The 18,796-nt window shown below is 37.1% G+C and carries 21 protein-coding genes and 6 pseudogenes; 26 read left to right on the top strand and 1 reads right to left on the bottom strand.

What is annotated here, in order from left to right; all coding sequences use genetic code 11:
- The first annotated feature begins 4 nt into the window (after window positions 1-4).
- From H3Z85_00905 to arsB, 26 genes and pseudogenes are all read left to right on the top strand, one after another.
- On the top strand, window positions 5-532 hold the full coding sequence (locus H3Z85_00905) for an antirestriction protein ArdA (protein ID QPQ53817.1): 528 nt from the start codon (window positions 5-7) through the stop codon (window positions 530-532).
- Window positions 533-581: 49 nt separating this feature from the next.
- Window positions 582-755, top strand: a complete 174-nt coding sequence (locus tag H3Z85_00900; protein QPQ52110.1) for a hypothetical protein — start codon at window positions 582-584, stop codon at window positions 753-755.
- Window positions 756-766: 11 nt separating this feature from the next.
- Window positions 767-1,183 carry a hypothetical protein gene (locus H3Z85_00895; protein QPQ52109.1) on the top strand — a complete coding sequence of 139 codons (417 nt, stop codon included), beginning with the start codon at window positions 767-769 and terminating at the stop codon, window positions 1,181-1,183.
- Between the two features lie 25 nt (window positions 1,184-1,208).
- Window positions 1,209-1,628: a hypothetical protein gene (locus H3Z85_00890; protein QPQ52108.1), complete on the top strand. Its 420-nt coding sequence runs from the start codon at window positions 1,209-1,211 to the stop codon at window positions 1,626-1,628.
- 48 nt (window positions 1,629-1,676) lie between these two features.
- On the top strand, window positions 1,677-1,925 hold the full coding sequence (locus H3Z85_00885; protein ID QPQ52107.1) for a hypothetical protein: 249 nt from the start codon (window positions 1,677-1,679) through the stop codon (window positions 1,923-1,925).
- 2 nt (window positions 1,926-1,927) lie between these two features.
- Window positions 1,928-2,296: a hypothetical protein gene (locus H3Z85_00880; GenBank protein ID QPQ52106.1), complete on the top strand. Its 369-nt coding sequence runs from the start codon at window positions 1,928-1,930 to the stop codon at window positions 2,294-2,296.
- A 26-nt stretch (window positions 2,297-2,322) separates the two neighbouring features.
- Window positions 2,323-2,505 (top strand): 3-isopropylmalate dehydratase, encoded by a 183-nt coding sequence (locus H3Z85_00875; protein ID QPQ52105.1) that lies wholly within the window; start codon window positions 2,323-2,325, stop codon window positions 2,503-2,505.
- Complete coding sequence (locus H3Z85_00870; protein ID QPQ52104.1) at window positions 2,502-2,756, top strand: hypothetical protein; 255 nt, start codon at window positions 2,502-2,504, stop codon at window positions 2,754-2,756. The genes H3Z85_00875 and H3Z85_00870 overlap by 4 nt, the downstream gene beginning before the upstream one ends.
- A gap of 3 nt (window positions 2,757-2,759) precedes the next feature.
- On the top strand, window positions 2,760-3,137 hold the full coding sequence (locus H3Z85_00865; protein ID QPQ52103.1) for a hypothetical protein: 378 nt from the start codon (window positions 2,760-2,762) through the stop codon (window positions 3,135-3,137).
- Between the two features lie 29 nt (window positions 3,138-3,166).
- Window positions 3,167-3,728: pseudogene (locus H3Z85_00860) on the top strand (PRTRC system protein E).
- 18 nt (window positions 3,729-3,746) lie between these two features.
- Window positions 3,747-3,965 (top strand): PRTRC system protein C, encoded by a 219-nt coding sequence (locus H3Z85_00855; GenBank protein ID QPQ52102.1) that lies wholly within the window; start codon window positions 3,747-3,749, stop codon window positions 3,963-3,965.
- A gap of 19 nt (window positions 3,966-3,984) precedes the next feature.
- Window positions 3,985-5,169, top strand: coding sequence for a hypothetical protein (locus tag H3Z85_00850; GenBank protein ID QPQ52101.1), 1,185 nt, complete (start codon window positions 3,985-3,987; stop codon window positions 5,167-5,169).
- Window positions 5,156-5,889 (top strand): annotated as a pseudogene (locus H3Z85_00845) (PRTRC system protein B). Before H3Z85_00850 ends, H3Z85_00845 begins: the two are co-directional and overlap by 14 nt.
- Window positions 5,886-6,695, top strand: coding sequence for a PRTRC system ThiF family protein (locus tag H3Z85_00840; protein ID QPQ52100.1), 810 nt, complete (start codon window positions 5,886-5,888; stop codon window positions 6,693-6,695). Before H3Z85_00845 ends, H3Z85_00840 begins: the two are co-directional and overlap by 4 nt.
- A 661-nt stretch (window positions 6,696-7,356) precedes the next feature.
- Complete coding sequence (locus tag H3Z85_00835; GenBank protein ID QPQ52099.1) at window positions 7,357-9,531, top strand: TonB-dependent receptor; 2,175 nt, start codon at window positions 7,357-7,359, stop codon at window positions 9,529-9,531.
- A 3-nt stretch (window positions 9,532-9,534) separates the two neighbouring features.
- Window positions 9,535-10,331: pseudogene (locus tag H3Z85_00830) on the top strand (cation transporter).
- 226 nt (window positions 10,332-10,557) lie between these two features.
- On the top strand, window positions 10,558-10,932 hold the full coding sequence (locus tag H3Z85_00825) for a winged helix-turn-helix transcriptional regulator (protein ID QPQ52098.1): 375 nt from the start codon (window positions 10,558-10,560) through the stop codon (window positions 10,930-10,932).
- Window positions 10,929-11,531 carry a mercuric transport protein MerTP gene (gene merTP, locus H3Z85_00820; protein QPQ52097.1) on the top strand — a complete coding sequence of 201 codons (603 nt, stop codon included), beginning with the start codon at window positions 10,929-10,931 and terminating at the stop codon, window positions 11,529-11,531. Before H3Z85_00825 ends, merTP begins: the two co-directional genes overlap by 4 nt.
- Before the next feature lie 430 nt (window positions 11,532-11,961).
- A complete protein-coding gene (locus H3Z85_00815) occupies window positions 11,962-12,288 on the top strand; it encodes a winged helix-turn-helix transcriptional regulator (protein QPQ52096.1) in 327 nt (108 codons plus the stop codon).
- Window positions 12,289-12,292: 4 nt separating this feature from the next.
- The gene (locus H3Z85_00810; protein QPQ52095.1) at window positions 12,293-12,859 is read left to right on the top strand and encodes a hypothetical protein; all 567 of its coding nucleotides are present in this window, start codon (window positions 12,293-12,295) and stop codon (window positions 12,857-12,859) included.
- 56 nt (window positions 12,860-12,915) lie between these two features.
- Complete coding sequence (locus tag H3Z85_00805) at window positions 12,916-13,389, top strand: hypothetical protein (protein ID QPQ52094.1); 474 nt, start codon at window positions 12,916-12,918, stop codon at window positions 13,387-13,389.
- 47 nt (window positions 13,390-13,436) lie between these two features.
- A pseudogene (locus H3Z85_00800) lies at window positions 13,437-14,497 on the top strand (NAD(P)-binding domain-containing protein).
- Between the two features lies 1 nt (window position 14,498).
- The gene (locus tag H3Z85_00795; GenBank protein QPQ52093.1) at window positions 14,499-15,272 is read left to right on the top strand and encodes a metallophosphoesterase family protein; all 774 of its coding nucleotides are present in this window, start codon (window positions 14,499-14,501) and stop codon (window positions 15,270-15,272) included.
- 15 nt (window positions 15,273-15,287) lie between these two features.
- On the top strand, window positions 15,288-15,899 hold the full coding sequence (locus H3Z85_00790) for a protein-tyrosine-phosphatase (protein QPQ52092.1): 612 nt from the start codon (window positions 15,288-15,290) through the stop codon (window positions 15,897-15,899).
- 1 nt (window position 15,900) lies between these two features.
- Window positions 15,901-16,392, top strand: coding sequence for an N-acetyltransferase family protein (locus H3Z85_00785; protein ID QPQ52091.1), 492 nt, complete (start codon window positions 15,901-15,903; stop codon window positions 16,390-16,392).
- 6 nt (window positions 16,393-16,398) lie between these two features.
- Window positions 16,399-17,431 (top strand): annotated as a pseudogene (gene arsB, locus H3Z85_00780) (ACR3 family arsenite efflux transporter).
- A gap of 86 nt (window positions 17,432-17,517) precedes the next feature.
- Here arsB and H3Z85_00775 read toward each other — a convergent pair.
- A pseudogene (locus H3Z85_00775) lies at window positions 17,518-18,560 on the bottom strand (IS110 family transposase).
- Between the last annotated feature and the right edge of the window lie 236 nt (window positions 18,561-18,796).

Genomic DNA, 18,796 nt, shown 5'->3' with positions numbered 1-18,796 from the left:
AACAATTCAAATAGATATAACACAGGCTAGTATTTACGTAGGAACATACGCTAAATATAACGATGGGTCAATTTTCGGAAAATGGCTAAAACTGTCCGATTATGCAGATAGGGGCGAGTTTTACGATGCCTGCGCCGAGTTGCACAGTGACGAGGAAGACCCAGAGTTTATGTTTCAGGATTACGAACATATACCCAAAGGCTTAATAGGCGAATCATGGTTATGTGAAAACACTTTTGAAGTACTGGAAGCCCTCGGAAATCTTGACGATAACGATCTTGAAGCATTTTTAATCTGGTGTGACAATGATCACAAAGACTTTTCCAAAAGTGACATTGACGAGCTTATCAGTGATTTTAAAGATGATTATGTAGCCCATTACGACAGTGAGGAGGATTTTGCACGGGAACTGGTAGAAGGTCGTTCAGATCTCAGCGATTTTGCGAAAGAGTATTTTGATTATGAAGCCTACGCAAGGGATCTTTTCTGCGGAAGCTATTGGAGCCAGGACGGACACGTATTCTATAACTAAAGTTTAACCACAGGCGACTGTGAAAGCAGTCGCCTATAAATCTAAAAAAATGGTACTGGAAACATTCAAAATAACATTGAAACATGATACAGGTTTTTTCAAGGTCAAAGTGACCTCACTCAGCGGAGAGCAGGGAGCAATTCAGCAGGTAATGGCCTGTGAAAGATGTCCAATAGGGGCAATAATCAGGATTAAAAAAATCGGTCAGAAATCAATCATTTAAAATTTACCGCTATGAATATTGGCGTAATAACATACAAAAAGTACGACGAAAATGTGCTACTGAACGCACATTTCAATGTAGATGAATTATTCAGGATCATCCTGCACGACAAAGATTTTGTACGCTTTGAAATCTTCGACAGGGAGAAGAAATTATTGGCATCTACCTATTACCCGAATGTTGACGGAAAGGGGCTGTATATCCATCCTGTCAAGGTGTTCAGGGACGAGGAACTTAAATGGATAGACTATTACGCATTTAGATCGCCTTCTACAATCAGGCATTATAAGGTGACTTGGAAAGTAGACGGTGCGGTTTTCCGAACAAGGAAAAAAGCCACTGAATACGCAAATCTTGTCAATAAAAGGGTTGCATACAGAATTGAACCTTTCATTGACCGAAGCACTTACCGCAGGTCGCAGAACTGAATTTTACACATCAAAATTTATCAAAATGAAACCATTGGACGAAATGAACAATATAGAAAAGGCTTATGTACTAGCCCGATTATTCCCTAAAGATTTAAAAGACCTTATCAGCTTTGTTCAAAAGGAGATAACCCATTTTCGGGAAAAGCAGGAAGATATTAAACTGGCTTGGCCACCCCAATGCCTGATAACAGCGAATTATTGGTATAGCCTGATCGCAGAAATTGAAAAGCTATTGGAAAGGCTCAATGTTCAGCTTCACAGAAGCCCGAAAATATTTTCCGAACATCTTTTTTGGGGACACAATTCAATTTTTATGATGCACTGCCTTGTGCGCTTTGTCGGGTGTGAAAATCCCCACCATAGCCTGAAACTGGCAATAGAACTACTGTTCGGAGATAAAGAAATAGTATCCATAGAATTTACAGAAAATACGGAAGATTAAAGTTTAACCACAGGTGACTGTGAAAAGTCACCTGTAAATACAAGCAAAATGACACAGGCAGAATTAACGGAAAATTTCAAAGCATTGATGACCATAAACCCACCCCTAAAAGAAATTGAAGAACTTTTCTTTAAGGCTGTGAACAGTGGCGCACTGGATTTTGAAGATGAACCACAGGACAGTTATAGAACTGCGAAGATTATTTATCATGCCATTCTTTGTACGATGGCGGCAAAATGGTTTCCCCTCGCAATAGAAAATTGGAAGGAAGCCCAAAACCTTAAAAAATTCTTGTAATCATGGCAAATTGGTGTAATAACACGCTTGTCTTCGTGGGAACTCCCGGAGCTATCGAGCAGATAACAGTCCTATTTAACACAATAGCACAAATGGGACAGCAGATAGATTTTGAAAAACTGCCTGATTTTCTAGGCGGTACGGAAGATCATTTTTTCTGCTATATAAGCTATAACCATGACGGTATGGTGGAATATGAAACGAGATGGACACCCAACATACAAGCTGTGGTGCGGATAGCAAAGCATTATAATGTTGATTTTACACTGGGCTATCAGGAAATAAGCAATTGTCTATATGGCATGGCAACCTATGCTAACGGTATTCTCAAAACTATCTGTTTAGACCCAATGGATTTTGGCAGATTCTAATCTGGTTGAACTATAATTAATTAAAAATGAAAATAACGGATTTAAACGGTCTGGAAATAACAGTGACCGATCTTGATAAAGCGATTCAGCAGGCGGAACTATTTAAGGATATGCACCATGTTCCGCCTGTACCCTACGATAAAGTAAGGCAAAAATACTGGACTGACGTTTACAACAAACTTTTGGAACTAAAATCAAAAATATCATGAGCAATCTAGCAGATAAAACAGAATATCGGGCACTTTCGATCATAGCCCGAATGGTTAAGGATTTTGAACGCTTGCATTGCCTGAACATGACGGCAACAGACGATTGGGATGCCACAGGAGCAAGGAATCTTTTGGAAGGCATCGTGCAGAGCAACGGCTACAAGATAAATTATGACCGTGACGGAAAGGGAAATAGACCGCTTCTCAAAGATGATAATATTTCAGATGCTAAACACAATTACACACGGTAAATCATGGACAAGGACAATCAATTTATGGACTTTCTTTTCAATGAATTTTTGATGATGGAAAGAAAGTTCGGAAAAAGCCGATCACATAAATATTTGACAATTATTTCAAAATATATAGAAGTCGGTTTTAGCTACAATGACCCTGAAAAAGCACAACAATACGCCTGCATGACTTATTCAAGTATTTTATATGCGATCTATAACTGGAAAACACATTTACTTGACCTCAAAGGAAAGGACGAGGAAGCTATACGGTTCGCAAGGTATAAAAAGCGATTAAAAAAACTGGGTTATTCCGAGGACGAAATTGCAAATCTTCTCATAGATAGATTTAAACTCAATAACCCGACTGAAATCATTTCCCCATACGGGCAATTATAAATAAATCAATATTCACAAACAACAATATTATGGAAGCGAATTTTTTTAAACAGATAGCAAAAATGGACTTGCAGAGCAAAGTAACGCTTACGATTGCCAAAGCAACAGAAGATAAAATAGTTGTCTCTATTTTGGTGCAGAATGACGGATGTGGAGATAAAGCAAAGTATATAATCCCCCCACTTAATCTCAAAGGAACGGCAGAAGAACTGGACGCTGAATTTTTCTCACATATCAAAAAACCGATTGAATCCGCTTCGGGGCTTATGTCCAATATGGAAGCTTTTATGAAGCAGATGGAGGAAGCAAAAAAACAGTCCGCTATGGAGAAAGAAAAAAGCGGACAAGGCGAAAAAGGAAAAGGATGTGAAGATTAAAAAGTACAACGATGCAATGGCGAAAGCCGAAGCACTTGAAAAAGAGGGAAAATTCAAAGAAGCATGGACTGCGTTACCAAAGGCTTCCGAATATCCCGACCATGCCGAAACAATAGGTCAGAAGCAAAATTTGTATCAGTCCCACTTTGCAGGTGATCTTTTTGCCTCACCACAGAACCAAAATGAAGAGCCATTGGCAGAAGTGAATGTTTAACAATAAAATTGAAAGAATATGTTATTGAGCGTTGAATTAGCGAGAGTGTTTGTTCTCATGGACAAGGGATTGAAAATAATCCTTGACGACCCCGAACCACGTTGGGGCGTGGATGCAGTGATGAATTTTTATGCGAATACTTATCCCATTTTGACGACTTCAAAGGTTTCTGCGCCAGTAATTAAGGATGATTCTGTCGTATACACTTTTGAAAGTGTGATGGGTACGAAGGGTTAATTATTAAAGAATTAAAACAATGAACAATGCGAAAACAGATCATATCGGGAACAATAAAAATTCCCGACAAAGAAAGAGAAACCAACCTGCACCGCAGGATTGCGGAGTTCGCCCGATGGATGGAAAAACCAAAAGATGCACAGGAAATTTTCAGGGACAGAAGGAAATCCGTACCGATTGCCATGTTGCCAATGGTTTACTAAACTGCACATTTCTACCTAAGTTCAGGCAAACAGAAATGAATCAGGTAAATGAAACCTCTGCAAAACTTGAAAGTGACTTTTTCAGGTCACTTTCAAGACTGGCAGAACACTACAAAATCGAACCGTTTGCCAAGTCCGATAATTATAAATTTCCCTACAATATCAATCTTGCAATTTCCGACATAAAGGGGAAACTAAAAAAGAACGTGCTGAACTTTCACAGTTTGCGGTTCAAAAAAGAAAATGATAAATTTTATGTGGTTTCCGAAGAACGCTGTGATACAGGGGCGACACTCTTTTACATTCCTGTTATCCCGCTTTTCAGAATGCTTAATGACAAAAAACGGAAAAAAACAGCGCATCTTTTATTATCCGTGTTTTCCTATCTCTATCACATTGCTGATATACCCTATTACAGACAGGAGGGAAGCTATTTATATTATGAGTATGAAATATTGAAAGACTGGATAATGGATGATCCCTACGAAGACGAAGAAGACAACCGTGTAAGCGAAATCGAGATTGCGGAATGGGTGGGAGATAAAATTGAACAGAAAATTTACAACCGTGAGAACCTCACTTTTTTCGATCAGCGGATTGCCCATTTCGATGCCAAAGATGATTTTGATACCAATTGTTTGATCTTGGCACAAAAAACACTGGCAATTTACCGTGAATATCCCGATGCCAGTATTTTTCGCAATGCCAGTAGTATGTTCGATGAGGATGAAGAATATTTGGAAGATCAGATCATTCCGATGGAAAAATATATTTCTTTCTATGCCGATAATAAAGGTTGGCTCGCAGAAACCGTATTTGAATCCGTCAATAACCAGTTTCAGGAATACAGTGAAACGCAGGAACCTGCCCTGATCCAATGTTTTGACGGACAGAAAAATGAAACTAAAGACCTTGCATTTGAGGAAAGGCTCTTTGAACTATTGCATGACCTTACTGATTTAATTTACGATTATAGACAATTGAGCGATGAAAAACAATAACATAGACATTACGCAGGATTTTGACAATAAGCTTTATTATCCCAAATGTGCATTGGTGCTTTATGAATCACAGGGACTTGACCCTGATGTATATGTAGAACATTTTGATATGGACGGTAACGGAAACCCGATAAACGCCCATCCCCTGACAGTGATGGAAGCCGATATTCTGGCGAAAACGCTAATGCTCGAACACGAAAAAGAAAGCGCATTTTTAAAACCTAAATCTGTCCTTCCGAGCAATGTTTTGAGCCTTGACCCGAACACCGAAAAAGGAACAGTGATCTGGCATACCAAAGCACAGCAAAGAGAACTGTTTTTTGTCGAAAGTCTAGGGATTCCAAACGGCAAAGCCTATGTTCCGCCTATGCTGTGGAAGGCTAGCAAATCCAGTCTCACGGTATTTGCGCTTAAAAACAATAGAAGACCAACTTTAAAGTCACAGCTTTACCATTGCCCTTTTTCAATATATACGCTGACGGAAAAGTATGTTTGGGAACAATAAAAATAGACATTAAAAATACGACTTCGGTAGAGGATTTTATGAAAGCATGGGAACACTATTTCTTCCACAGTTATTTTAGCCATGCCCTTGTTACAGGAGGACAGAGCAAAGAAAATTCCGTGACACTATGGAAAAGGCTGATAAAACAGGGAACGATTTTTCCAATAGAGGTGCTAATGCCCCATAAATTAACCCTTAAAAATATATTGCTATGAATCAGGAGAAAACAAAAATGCATTTTACAGATAACTACCTGTTAGCCCCGACAAACCCGATCACTGTCAATTTGGTGGGAGCAGGCGGAACAGGCTCAAAGGTACTGACTGGATTGATGGAAATCAATGAAAGCCTATTGGCACTAGGACATACTGGTCTGCAGGTCAGGCTATGGGATGATGATATTGTCACATCCGCAAATTTGGGGAGACAGCGTTTTTTTGACTGTGAGGTCGGATTGCCGAAGTCCGTGGCTCTTATTAACCGTATTAACCGTTGCACGGGGGCTAACTGGAAAGCCGAGACGGTCAAATTTGAAAAGGATAAGTTTGGAAAAATGCCCAAACAATCTAATGCGACAATTACGATTACCTGTGTCGATACGGTACAGGCAAGATTTGGAGTTGCCGAAATACTCACATCGGTTAACGGGCAGCGTAACCATGTTCGGGATTCGCCCAAATATTGGTTGGATTATGGCAATAGTAAACATACAGGGCAGGTTATCCTTTCCACAGTGGGTAACATCGTACAACCGGAATCTGAAAAATATATTCCTGTGAACAACCTGCCATTTGTGACCCAAGAATATGGCGAACTGCTGATGCAGTCAGAACGGGACGACAATACGCCAAGCTGTTCCCTTGCAGAAGCACTTGAACAGCAAGACCTCTTTATTAACGCTTCCTTAGCGCAGATGGGATGCAAGTTACTGTGGAGTTTATTCAGGTTCGGAATGACTAAGTACAGGGGATTATTCCATAATCTTGAAGATTTCAGGACTAGCCCGATATTGATAGACTGATCACATCGGGCAAAAAGACATTTCCTTAGCAGGAAAAGTCTTTTTGCGTAAAGCGAAATAGCCGCTTTAGGATATGCCCATTGATTTTCGCCCTACTCCGGGCACTAGGCATATCTTCTTTTCTTGTCGTATGGGCGACCAAAGAAAAGATTCTGTGTTATTTTTCAATTTTTTTTTAAAATATTCTTTTATCAGTTTGTAAAAAGTTTAATTAAATTGTTATTAGAACACTTAAAAAAGTGAATATAAATTTTCATATTTTTGCAGAATGAAGTATCTGTCTTACATATCGGCTATAATGATTTTGCTGTTATCTATAGCACCTTGCCTTGTAGAAGATAGTTGTATGGATGAACCTTTTGAAACTTCAAATAGTCAACAAAATGACGATAATTGCAATAAAAATTGTTGTTCACCATTTTTTAATTGTAAAACTTGTGCAGGTTTTGTTGTAAACTCATTTCATTTTTCAATATCGGGTTTCGTGAAGCAACCTGAAAAAAGATAATGGTAACAACTATTGCTGCTATTTCCGACTTCCGATATTCAGTTTGGCATCCCCCGAAATATGCTTAATGTGTAGTGCTTTCAGCACAAATTAATTAATAACGATGTCTTTGCATCGTTAAGTTTATACAATCACATTAAATATCATTTTATAATGAAGAAAATGCTCATATTGTCGTTTTTTATGGCAATAAACCTTTGTGTATATGCACAAAACACATTAAAAGCCGTTGTTAAAAATAACGAAACAAAAGAAGTTCTTGTTGGGGTAACAGCTTCTATAAAAGGCACTTCAAATGGTGCAATATCTGATGAAAAAGGACAGATTACATTGTCAAATATCCCCGATGGATTACAGGAAATACACTTTAGTTACTTAGGCTTCGAAGAGTTTACTGAAATAATAAAATTCCCATTAAAAGAGAACGGCATAATAGAAATTCTTCTTAAAGAAAACTCAGAGGAATTAGAGAGTGTGGTAATTACATCAACAAGAAGTACGAGAAGCATTCAAAATATCCCAACTCGGATTGAATTTATCGGCGGCGAAGAACTGGAAGAAAAAGGCAATATGAAACCCGGAGATATCAGAATGTTGCTTGCTGAAAGTACTGGAATCCAGACGCAGCAGACCTCAGCAACCAGTGGAAACTCTGCCATACGTATCCAAGGACTCGATGGTAAATATACGCAGGTTATCCGTGATGGTTTTCCATTATATTCCGGGTTTTCAGGTGGTCTGGGTCTATTACAGGTAGCACCTTTGGATCTTCAGCAGGTTGAGGTGATAAAAGGATCATCTTCCACACTGTATGGTGGCGGAGCAATTGCAGGCTTGGTAAACCTCGTTTCAAAAAAACCAACCGAGCAAAGACAGCTTAATTTTCTGCTCAATGGAACCTCTGCCCTGGGACTTGACGCCAGTGGCTTTTATGCCCAAAAGTTTAATGGTATAGGAACAACAATATATGCGGCATATAATCATGGGACTGCCTATGATCCTGCTGATATTGGACTTACGGCTATTCCTAAATTTGACCGTTTTACGTTGAATCCCAAAGTATTTTTCTATTTCAATGAGAATACCACATTAATGGCTGGAATCAATGCAACTTCCGAAAAACGAATTGGTGGAGATATGGAATATATCAAAGGCAATGGGAGTACAGATCATTCCTACTTTGAGGAAAATAAAACCGGACGTTACAGTACTCAGTTAGAATTGGATCGTAGAATAAATGACAGGGCTAAATTTGTGATAAAAAACAGTGTCAGTTACTATGACCGTACCATTGGCTTGCCTGCTTATCAATTTTCTGGTGATCAATTGTCTACGTATACGGAAGCAAACTATTCCCTTAATGGCGAAAAGACTGACTGGGTGCTTGGTGCAAATTTTTTGACCGATAAATTTACGGAGAAGCAAGTAGCTGGAACTCCTGTAAGAGATTATAATTACACAACTGTTGGCGGATTTGTTCAGAATACATGGAATACCTCAGATAAAATTACCATCGAATCAGGTATTAGAGGTGATTATCATAACCGCTTCGGGTTCTTTTTTCTTCCTAGAATATCTACTTTATGGAAGATCAATGAACATTTTTCAACACGATTGGGTGGTGGTCTTGGCTATAAAGCACCAACTGTATTTACCGAAGACGCTGAACGTATCCAGTTTAGAGGAGTTTTGCCTTTGAATTTGGATGATACAAAAGCCGAGCGCTCTTATGGTGCGAATTATGATATCAATTACAAAACAGCATTGTTTGATGGTCAGGTACGTTTCAGTATCAATCATATGTTTTTCTATACCCGTATCAACAATCCGGTTCTGCTAACCTCTACAACAGGTAACATGTATCAGTATGTCCAACCTTCCGGAAATTTTGATACCAAAGGGATGGAAACAAATGTCAAGCTTACATACGGGGATTTTAAACTATTTGTGGGATATACCTATGCCAATGTTAATCAGCATACGGATGGTACTTCAAAAATTTATCCGCTTGTTTCCAAACACAGGCTCAATAATGTGCTGATGTATGAAATCGAAGAAAAGTGGAAAGTGGGTGCTGAGGCTTATTATTTCAGTCCACAACAGTTAAATGATGGAAGTACCGGTAAAGGTTATTGGACAGCGGGATTGATGGCAGAAAGAATTTGGGAACGTTTTTCAATCTTTGCGAATTTTGAGAACTATACAAATACCCGTCAGACCAAATTCGGACCGATTTATTCAGGACCTATTACAAACCCTGTTTTCCAGGATATATATGCGCCTGTTGATGGGTTTGTAATTAATGTTGGCATAAAGCTTAAATTCTAAGCGATGAAGAAGTCGACTTTCGAAATTAAGCGAATGGACTGCTCTGCCGAGGAACAGATGATCCGTATGAAACTTAGTGAGATTACAGGCATATCCAGATTGGATTTTAATCTGGCAGCCAGGAAATTGGAAGTATACCATCTGGATAACATGGAACAGATCAAGGCGGCTATCAGTGAACTGAATCTCAAGGACAGTTATATCGGTTCCGTCGATTCACTTGATCATAATCCAGTTCAAAAAGATGAGCGCAAAGAGCGAAAATTATTGTGGCTTGTTCTACTGATCAATGCCTTTTTCTTTGGTCTGGAAATCATTACAGGTTTTATTTCAAATTCAATGGGACTGGTAGCCGATAGCTTAGATATGCTGGCCGATGCACTTGTTTATGGACTTAGCCTATGGGCAGTGGGTGGATCAATTATGCGAAAAAGAATATTGCAAAGGTAAGCGGATATTTACAGCTTATTTTGGCTGTTTTAGGATTTTTCGAAGTCATACGCAGATTTATGGGATATGGAGAAACACCTGTGTTTTCAACAATGATTACGATATCCCTTTTAGCTTTAATGGGTAATGCTGCTTCATTGATCATTCTCCGTCGTACAAACAGTGATGATGCTCATATTAAAGCCAGCCAGCTTTTTACCTCAAACGATGTTATTATAAATATAGGTGTTATCCTTGCAGGAATTTTGGTATATGTTACTTCTTCCCGAATACCAGACCTGATAGTTGGAACGGTAGTCTTCGCAATTGTAATACGTGGCGCATTTTCTATTATGAAACTAGCAAAATAATATCTTATAAAAAGCCGAATACTAATCTATTCGGCTTTTTTACTTTTATCCATTAGAAAAAAATATCTCTTAAAAAGTTCAAAAAAATCGGAATGTAAAGAAGGAAGGTATCCACTGTATCTTTTTCTGAGCAATAGATTCTGTATTATAATCCGAACAATTCTTAAAACATTTCAATCATTATTTAAGCACTTGCTTAAATAATAAATTTAGCTATATTTGCAAGATGGAAAATAATTCGTGCATAAGACAACGGGCGGATATTAGACAGATCAATCGCTGTAAAAATCGAGTTTTAGAACTCCAAGACCCTTTTGATTATTTATCAAGTGGACTTGAATTAGCGGGAAATAATGTAAGGCTGAAAATCTTGTTTCTTCTACATGAAGAAAAACGACTTTGTGTATGTGATTTAAGCGATATACTAGATATGACAATTTCAGCAGTTTCCCAGCATTTACGAAAGCTTAAAGACCGAAAGCTAATCATAACAGAAAGAGAAGCACAAACCATTTTTTACTCATTGACAAAAGAGTACGAAAAATTGCTGGATCCATTTTTTAAAATACTAGTTGATAATAAAGTTTTAGAAACAATATGAAAACGGATAAAAAACTTATCGGTACTGGACTTTTAACAGCTATTGCAGCTTCTCTGTGTTGTATAACACCTGTTTTGGCGCTTATAGCTGGAACAAGTGGTCTTGCTTCAACTTTTTCCTGGCTTGAACCTTTCCGTCCATATTTTATCGGTTTAACAATTTTAGTGCTTGGCTTTGCATGGTATCAAAAATTGAAACCGCTAAGGAAAATAGATTGTAATTGTGAAGTAACTGAAAAACCAAATTTTATGCAGACAAGTTCATTTTTAGGAATTGTTACCGTCTTTGCGGGTTTACTTTTATCGTTTCCAATTTATTCTCACATATTTTTTTCCCAGACTAAAAGTAAAACTATTATAACTCAGACTTCCAAGATTCAGAAAGTTGAGTTTGCTATTAAAGGAATGACTTGTTCTGGGTGTGAACAACATATTAAAACAGAGATCAACCGACTAAAAGGAATTGTCGAAGTTGTAGTATCTTATGAAAAGGGCAACGCTATTGTTAAGTTCGACAGTAAACAAACAAGTATCACGGAAATTGAAAATGCTATCAATTCAACAGGATATAAAGCAATAAATAGTAAAACTATATCGTAATGGAAATAAAGTTACAAACAATAATAACTTGTCCAGACTGTGGTTACAAGAAAGAGGAAACAATGCCAACAAACGCCTGCCAATATTTTTACGAATGTGAAAAGTGCAAGAGAGTTTTAAAACCTCTCAAGGGTGATTGTTGCGTATATTGTAGTTTCGGCTCTGTAAAGTGTCCGCCAATTCAAGAAAATAAAAAATGCTGTTAATCTCTGGGTATTTATTTAAACCTAGATACAATTACAAATTCTTGGATAAAAACAAGGAGTAAATTATAATGACAAACGCAGCCTCTTTCACTTAAACTTCAAAGAAACAATTTAAATTATCCCTTTTTTTATATTTAAGGTTTGCGGTAACATATAAAAAAATATCATCATTATCTTTTTATATCAAAAATAATATCGTAATATTGCAATATAATAATTATGACATGGGAGCTACAAAAACAGAGCATTTTACTGAAAGCCAGAACCAGATAGCGGTTATTGCTAAAGCCTTGGGACATCCTGCTAGAATTGCTATTATCGAGTATTTGTTGAAGGTCAATACTTGTATAACTGGAGACATTGTGAATGAATTACCGTTAGCACAGCCAACTGTATCACAACATTTAAAAGAACTGAAAAACGCAGGATTGATAAAAGGAAGCATTGAAGGTAATTCAGTTTGTTATTGTATTGACGAAAATACTTTTGACATATTGAAAGAGTATTTTTCAAAAATAATCTTTACGGTAACTAACCAAAAATGTTGTTAAGAAAATGGAAATTGCTTTCATTATATCATCGATATTATTGATCAGCTATTCACTACTGGCAGTATTTGATGGTGTATTCTTACACCTATATAAATATCGCCTCTATCAACATGAAGAAAGTCGTTTTGAACATCTTACACATACAATAAGAGCCTTATTATTTACGGGTATTTTAATCTCTCTATTCATCAATATTGAAAACAACAATTTGTTTTTATTAGGCTGCATTTTGATTGCAGTTGATATTATCACCTTGTTGGTCGATGCCTATGTTGAAAAAGATAGTAGAGCATTTATGGGAGGGTTGCCAAGATGGGAATATATTGTTCACCTTTTGGTAAATGGTTTCCACTTCGCGGCTATCGCTGTTTTTTTAGTGATTAAAATAAATATAAATGCTGATGGCATCAGTTTAACTGAAAATTTTCAGCAGATAGAAAACTATCAAACTTTCAAGATCATAGCATTGAATCTTTTACCGGGTGCAATTATCATAAGCCTTTTGCATATTATGGTTTATAGTCCGAAATTCAATTATTACTTTAAAAAGATACAGCTCAAATGCTGTTAAAAAAATTTGTCAACAAATATCGCAATATTGCATTATAACTATAAAATATTAAAACAATGAAATTATCAGAAATCAAAGAAATTCTTCCAACATTAGAAAATGTTGAATTTCAGTTAGAAAATGGAACATTTGTACCTGAACATTTCCATGTTACAGAAGTTGGTCAGATCAATAAAAAGTTCATTGACTGTGGTGGTGTAATCCGTGACGAAAAAGCTGTAAACTTTCAGCTTTGGAATGCGGATGATTATGAACATCGTTTAAAACCAGGTAAGTTGTTAAACATTATCAGACTTTCTGAGGAGAAATTAGGAATCGAAGATTCGGAGATCGAAGTTGAATATCAAAGTGATACCATCGGTAAATATGATCTGGAGTTTAACGGAAAAACATTTGTGTTGAAAAGCAAAACAACAGCATGCCTTGCCCAGGACGCTTGTGGTATTCCATCAGAAAAGCAAAAGAAAAACCTTTCTGAGTTAACGGTAAATCAGAGCAATACATGTACACCCGGAGGTGGTTGTTGCTAACTATCCGAAGAATGTAATATATAACTTCTAAACAGTATTAAAATCCGATGGAAGAAATTTTTGATGTTATTGTTATTGGAGGGGGACAGAGTGCCTTAGCTTGTGGATATTATCTGAGACGAGCAAAACTGAAATATATTATACTGGATAAACAGGCTGTTCCAGGTGGTGCATGGCTCCATACCTGGGATAGTCTGACTCTTTTTTCTCCCAGAGAATACAGTTCATTACCGGGTTGGCTAATGCCTAAATCTGAACATCAGTTTCCGCTAAGACAAGAAGTAATTGATTACTTGGGCAAGTATGAAGACCATTATCAACTGAATGTTCAAAGGAGTACTGAAGTTACTGAAATTAAAAAAATGAAGGTTTATTTTACGTTCATACTCTTCAAGGGATTTTTAAAACCAAAACAGTTATTTCAGCAACCGGAACTTGGGAGAATCCATTTATTCCAACGATTGATGGAATAGAAGATTATAAAGGTTTACAGATACATTCGGGAAAATATAAGAACCCTGAAAAATTTATCGGACTGAAAACATTAGTAGTAGGCGAAGGTAATTCAGGCGCACAGATTGTTGCAGAGCTTTCAAAAGTTACCACTGTAAAATGGTCAACCAAAAAGGAGCCTGAATTTTTACCTGATGATGTAGATGGTTATTATTTATTCACTGTTGCCTCTGCCCGATACAAGGCGGAAAAAGAAGGAAAACCGTTTGATTCATCGCAATACAATTTAGGTAATATCGTAATGGTTCCAACCGTTAAGGAGGCTAAACAAAGAGGCGTATTTGTATCAAGTGGTACATTCCATCAGCTATACGATAAAGGGGTAATCTGGTATAATGGTGAAAAAGAGGAATTTGATGCTATTATTTGGTGCACAGGTTTCGGTTACAATACCTCTTATCTTAAATCACTTATAGAAACGGATGAAAAGGGCATTGCAAAAACTACAGAAAGCAAGTCCTTAGAAGTGACCGGACTATGGCTTGTAGGATATGGCAACTGGACTGGTTACGCCTCTGCAACATTAATAGGGGTAAACAGAATAGCAAAACAGACCATTGCTGAAATCGAAGAATTTTTAAACCAACAAAACTAAAATGAAAATTGCATTATTCAGTGATATTCACGCAAATTTACCGGCACTGGAAGCTTTCTTTAAAGATGTCGAATTCCGTGATCCGGATAGTATTTACTGTTTAGGAGATCTTGTAGGTTACAATATTTGGCCCAACGAGGTGGTCAATGAGATCCGGAAGAGGAAAATACCAACCATTGCCGGAAATTATGATTTTGGCATTGGGCGTATGAGCAACGAATGTGGTTGTGCCTATAAAACTGACGGTGAAAAAGACAATGGTAACATTTCCATTTCTTTTACAAACTCCATTATGATGGACGATGAACGCTCCTATCTGCGAACACTTCCTGCACACATCAAAGTTGAGTTCCAGCTTAATGAAGACAAATTAAATCTTCTATTAGTACATGGCAGCCCAAGAAAAATCAATGAATATCTGTTTGAAGACCGGGAGGAAAAAAGCATGCTCAGGATCATGGAGCAAGCGGATGCGGATATTATGTGTTTTGGACATACCCATAAGCCATATCATCGCATTTTAAATTCAGGTACTGAGGATCTTCCGCATTATCGCCATGCAGTTAATATCGGTTCTGTTGGAAAACCAAAAGATAATGATGTGCGGGGAGGCTATGTTATGTTAACGATCAATGACAATAGTTCTGTGCTTAATAAAGACAGTATCAAAGTTGAATTTATTCGATTTGATTATGATATTGAAAAAGCGGCACAAGCAGTTGAAAACAGCCCACTACCTAATGAATATGCAGAAAATTTAAGAAGAGGCTATTAATTTTAGAATTTAGAAATGAACCAAACACTTGTAAAAAATATCGAAGCACTCTCAGCTGGTACGATATCAGAAGAACGAAAAATAGTTTTGCAACCTTTAGTTGATTATGTGCAGAGGAAAATAGAAACTGACCAGACGATCCGTTTAAATTTCATCTGTACCCATAACAGTAGAAGAAGTCATTTATCGCAGATCTGGGCGCAGACTATGGCTTATCATTTTGACGTTAAGAACGTATATTGCTATTCAGGTGGCACTGAGGCAACAGCGATGTTTCCGAAAGTAGCAGAAACGTTAAGTAACCAAGGTTTTCAGATCCAAAAACTTAGCGAGAACGAAAACCCTGTCTATGCAGTAAAGTACGCACAAAATGAAGCTGCTGTAATCTGTTTCTCCAAAGAATATAACAATGACTTTAATCCAAAAAATGAATTCGGAGCAATTATGACCTGTAATAATGCGGATGAAGGCTGTCCGATTGTGTTTGGAGCAGAGGATAGATTTCCAATAAAATACGATGATCCCAAAGCTTCTGACAATACCCCGGAACAAACTCAGGTCTACGCAGAAAGAAGTTTACAGATAGCATCAGAAATGCTTTATGTCTTTTCACAATTAAAGAAATAATATGGATATAATTTCATTTGGTAAAGAACAGTTTAGGGAAATTGCTGAAATCTATAGACAGGGCCTTGAAACTGGAAATGCGACTTTTGAAACCTCAGTTCCCAATTGGGAAGATTGGGACAAAAGTAAATTAGAGCATAGCCGTTTTGCTGCTGTCATTGACAATATCATAGTGGGATGGGCAGCGTTATCTGCGGTTAGTGATCGCTGTGTATATGGCGGAGTGGCTGAAGTGAGCATTTACATTTCCAATGACCACAAAGGAAAAGGAATAGGAAAAGCCCTGATGACAAAATTGATAACGGAAAGTGAGATCCATGGAATTTGGACATTACAAAGTGGAATGTTTCCAGAAAATGAAGCTCCAATAGCTCTTCATAAGAGTACGGGATTTAGAATAATAGGTCACCGTGAAAAAATCGGAAAGCTTGGAGATACCTGGCGTGACACAGTAATCATGGAAAGAAGAAGTAAAACAATAGGATTAAATTAAAATAGTATGCAACCAAAATTAAAATTTCTTGATAGATACCTAACCTTATGGATATTTCTTGCTATGGCCATCGGCGTGGGCTTAGGTTTCTTATTCCCTGGTATTTCAAAGGTAACAGATTCCTTATCCATGGGTACAACCAATATCCCATTAGCAATTGGATTGATCTTAATGATGTACCCTCCACTAGCTAAAGTGGACTATTCCCTTTTACCGACTGCCTTTAAGGATAAAAAGGTAATTAGTATTTCACTATTGCTAAATTGGGTTATAGGACCAATTTTAATGTTTGTTCTAGCCATTTTATTTTTGAGAAATGAGCCAGACTATATGATAGGATTAATCCTTATCGGATTAGCAAGATGTATCGCTATGGTCATCGTATGGAATGATTTAGCAAAAGGAAATAGAGAATATGCTGCTCTTCTGGTAGCTTTAAACAGTATCTTTCAGGTATTTACCTACAGTTTTTTTTGTCTGGTTATTTATCAATGTTCTGCCTGGTAAATTAGGTCTTGCTAATTTCAATGTCAGCGTATCCATGAAAGATGTTACAGAAAGTGTACTTATTTATCTTGGTATTCCTTTTCTAGCCGGATTCTTAAGCAGATACATTCTAGTAAAGTCAAAAGGGATCGAATGGTATAATAGAAAATTTGTTCCAAGAATTTCCCCGATTACATTGTATGCTTTGTTATTCACGATTGTTTTAATGTTCAGCTTGAAAGGTGAAAAAATCGTAGAGCTTCCAATGGACGTAATCAAAGTTGCCATACCATTGATAATCTATTTTATCCTAATGTTCTTCGTTAGTTTCTTTGTAAACAAATCCTTAAAAGTACCTTACGACAAAAATGCATCTATTGCCTTTACAGCGACAGGGAATAATTTTGAGCTGGCCATAGCGGTTGCGATTGCTGTATTTGGTATTAATTCTCCACAAGCTTTTGTTGGTGTCATTGGACCTTTAGTGGAAGTTCCTGTACTCATACTACTGGTCAGAGCAAGTCTGTGGCTGAAGAAAAAATACTATTCTTAAGATAATGCAATAAAATTCAGGGGTAGTAGTATAATCTAAAACCTTTTAAATAAATTATAGGGAGGTCGATTTGGAACTGATAAGTTTTAAATCGACCTCCCTCTTTTTAATTTTATGGAATAATCTACAAATTGCGGATCATAATATGAATTATTTTTCCATAAAATAAAAGTCAACTCTAATAGTTTTCTTTGAATGGCCACAACAGCTTTCATTTTAATTCCATGCTTTGAAACTAATCTTAAAAAAATCTCTCTGAACCTTCCGTCGGTTCTGATTGCAGCTAGAGCAGGAAAATGCATTACCTTCCTTAAATAGCGATTACCCCGCTTGGAGATTCGGGGTTTCGATTTCACTGAAGTTCCAGACGTCTTTTCTTTTACATCCAATCCTGCATAGCTGACTAACTGTCGTTTATTTTTTATCAACTCAAAGCCATTTGTTTCGGCTATAATTGTTACAGCTGTTAGGCTTCCTATTCCCGGAATAGAAGATACTATTGTCATCTTATCCGCTAAAACGTGATCTCCTTTGATAAGTACAGCTATTTCTTCACGTATTTCTTTTTCCTGCAGATCTATTATGGATATTCTCTTTTTGTTCTCTTCACTGAACTGGCATTTGAAGTTTCAGAAGTATGGTCAGCATGCAGTTGATTTTTTAACATTGTACGCTCCTGTATGAACTGTTCACGCTCTCGACAAAGTTGCTTCAAATCATTGTATATTTTTAAAGGAGGTTCCCAAACTTCCAATTGTCTTTCCAAACCAAATCTCGCAATGGCTTGTGATGCACTCTTGTCCGTTATCGTTTTTATGTCTAGTGTTCTCGAATAATTGCTGATCTTATTCGGTAAAACGATACTGACTTGTTTTTTAACATTGTATAGATAGTATGCCAGGGATTCATGGTAAACACCTGTCGCTTCCATTACATACCGTATCTCTGTTGAGGTCGATGTCTGCTTATTGACCCACGATACAAGAGCTGAATAACCTTTTTTGGTATTTGCAAATACTTTATAAGCATAAACTTCTATACTGAGATGCTCATCCATTCGGCCAAGTGATACCACCAATTCGTTTTGTGCCACATCAATGCCTACCGTTTGTTTTAATAATACCTTCATCTTATTTGTTTTAGATAAGTGAAAACCTTTCGTCATCTTTTCTCCTGAGTGGATATACTGGCTATACGACTCTTGATAATGAGTGCATTCCTTACATTCTGTTCAGATTCTAAAAGGTAAAGAAGAGGAGGTAGTTTCTTTTCCCGAATATACCGTATGGCTATTTAAAGCAAAATCTACTCTCACTCTTCTTCACTTAGATTATAATTATACAAACATAGGAGAAGCAAAAGAAC

The organism is Chryseobacterium indologenes (genome assembly GCA_016025055.1).
Classification (GTDB): Bacteria; Bacteroidota; Bacteroidia; order Flavobacteriales; family Weeksellaceae; genus Chryseobacterium; species Chryseobacterium indologenes.
The sequence above is the reverse complement of the archived record's forward strand: the minus strand, read 5'-3'. Positions and strand labels throughout refer to the sequence as shown.

Coding starts and splice junctions, on each gene's coding strand:
- H3Z85_00805 (QPQ52094.1), top strand. CDS start 12,916: ATGAAATTATCAGAAATCAAAGAAATTCTTCCAACATTAGAAAATGTT.
- H3Z85_00790 (QPQ52092.1), top strand. CDS start 15,288: ATGAACCAAACACTTGTAAAAAATATCGAAGCACTCTCAGCTGGTACG.
- H3Z85_00810 (QPQ52095.1), top strand. CDS start 12,293: ATGGAAATTGCTTTCATTATATCATCGATATTATTGATCAGCTATTCA.
- H3Z85_00835 (QPQ52099.1), top strand. CDS start 7,357: ATGAAGAAAATGCTCATATTGTCGTTTTTTATGGCAATAAACCTTTGT.
- H3Z85_00900 (QPQ52110.1), top strand. CDS start 582: ATGGTACTGGAAACATTCAAAATAACATTGAAACATGATACAGGTTTT.
- H3Z85_00815 (QPQ52096.1), top strand. CDS start 11,962: ATGGGAGCTACAAAAACAGAGCATTTTACTGAAAGCCAGAACCAGATA.
- merTP (QPQ52097.1), top strand. CDS start 10,929: ATGAAAACGGATAAAAAACTTATCGGTACTGGACTTTTAACAGCTATT.
- H3Z85_00880 (QPQ52106.1), top strand. CDS start 1,928: ATGGCAAATTGGTGTAATAACACGCTTGTCTTCGTGGGAACTCCCGGA.
- H3Z85_00795 (QPQ52093.1), top strand. CDS start 14,499: ATGAAAATTGCATTATTCAGTGATATTCACGCAAATTTACCGGCACTG.
- H3Z85_00865 (QPQ52103.1), top strand. CDS start 2,760: ATGGACAAGGACAATCAATTTATGGACTTTCTTTTCAATGAATTTTTG.
- H3Z85_00855 (QPQ52102.1), top strand. CDS start 3,747: ATGTTATTGAGCGTTGAATTAGCGAGAGTGTTTGTTCTCATGGACAAG.
- H3Z85_00890 (QPQ52108.1), top strand. CDS start 1,209: ATGAAACCATTGGACGAAATGAACAATATAGAAAAGGCTTATGTACTA.
- H3Z85_00870 (QPQ52104.1), top strand. CDS start 2,502: ATGAGCAATCTAGCAGATAAAACAGAATATCGGGCACTTTCGATCATA.
- H3Z85_00840 (QPQ52100.1), top strand. CDS start 5,886: ATGAATCAGGAGAAAACAAAAATGCATTTTACAGATAACTACCTGTTA.
- H3Z85_00850 (QPQ52101.1), top strand. CDS start 3,985: ATGAACAATGCGAAAACAGATCATATCGGGAACAATAAAAATTCCCGA.
- H3Z85_00825 (QPQ52098.1), top strand. CDS start 10,558: ATGGAAAATAATTCGTGCATAAGACAACGGGCGGATATTAGACAGATC.
- H3Z85_00785 (QPQ52091.1), top strand. CDS start 15,901: ATGGATATAATTTCATTTGGTAAAGAACAGTTTAGGGAAATTGCTGAA.
- H3Z85_00895 (QPQ52109.1), top strand. CDS start 767: ATGAATATTGGCGTAATAACATACAAAAAGTACGACGAAAATGTGCTA.
- H3Z85_00885 (QPQ52107.1), top strand. CDS start 1,677: ATGACACAGGCAGAATTAACGGAAAATTTCAAAGCATTGATGACCATA.
- H3Z85_00875 (QPQ52105.1), top strand. CDS start 2,323: ATGAAAATAACGGATTTAAACGGTCTGGAAATAACAGTGACCGATCTT.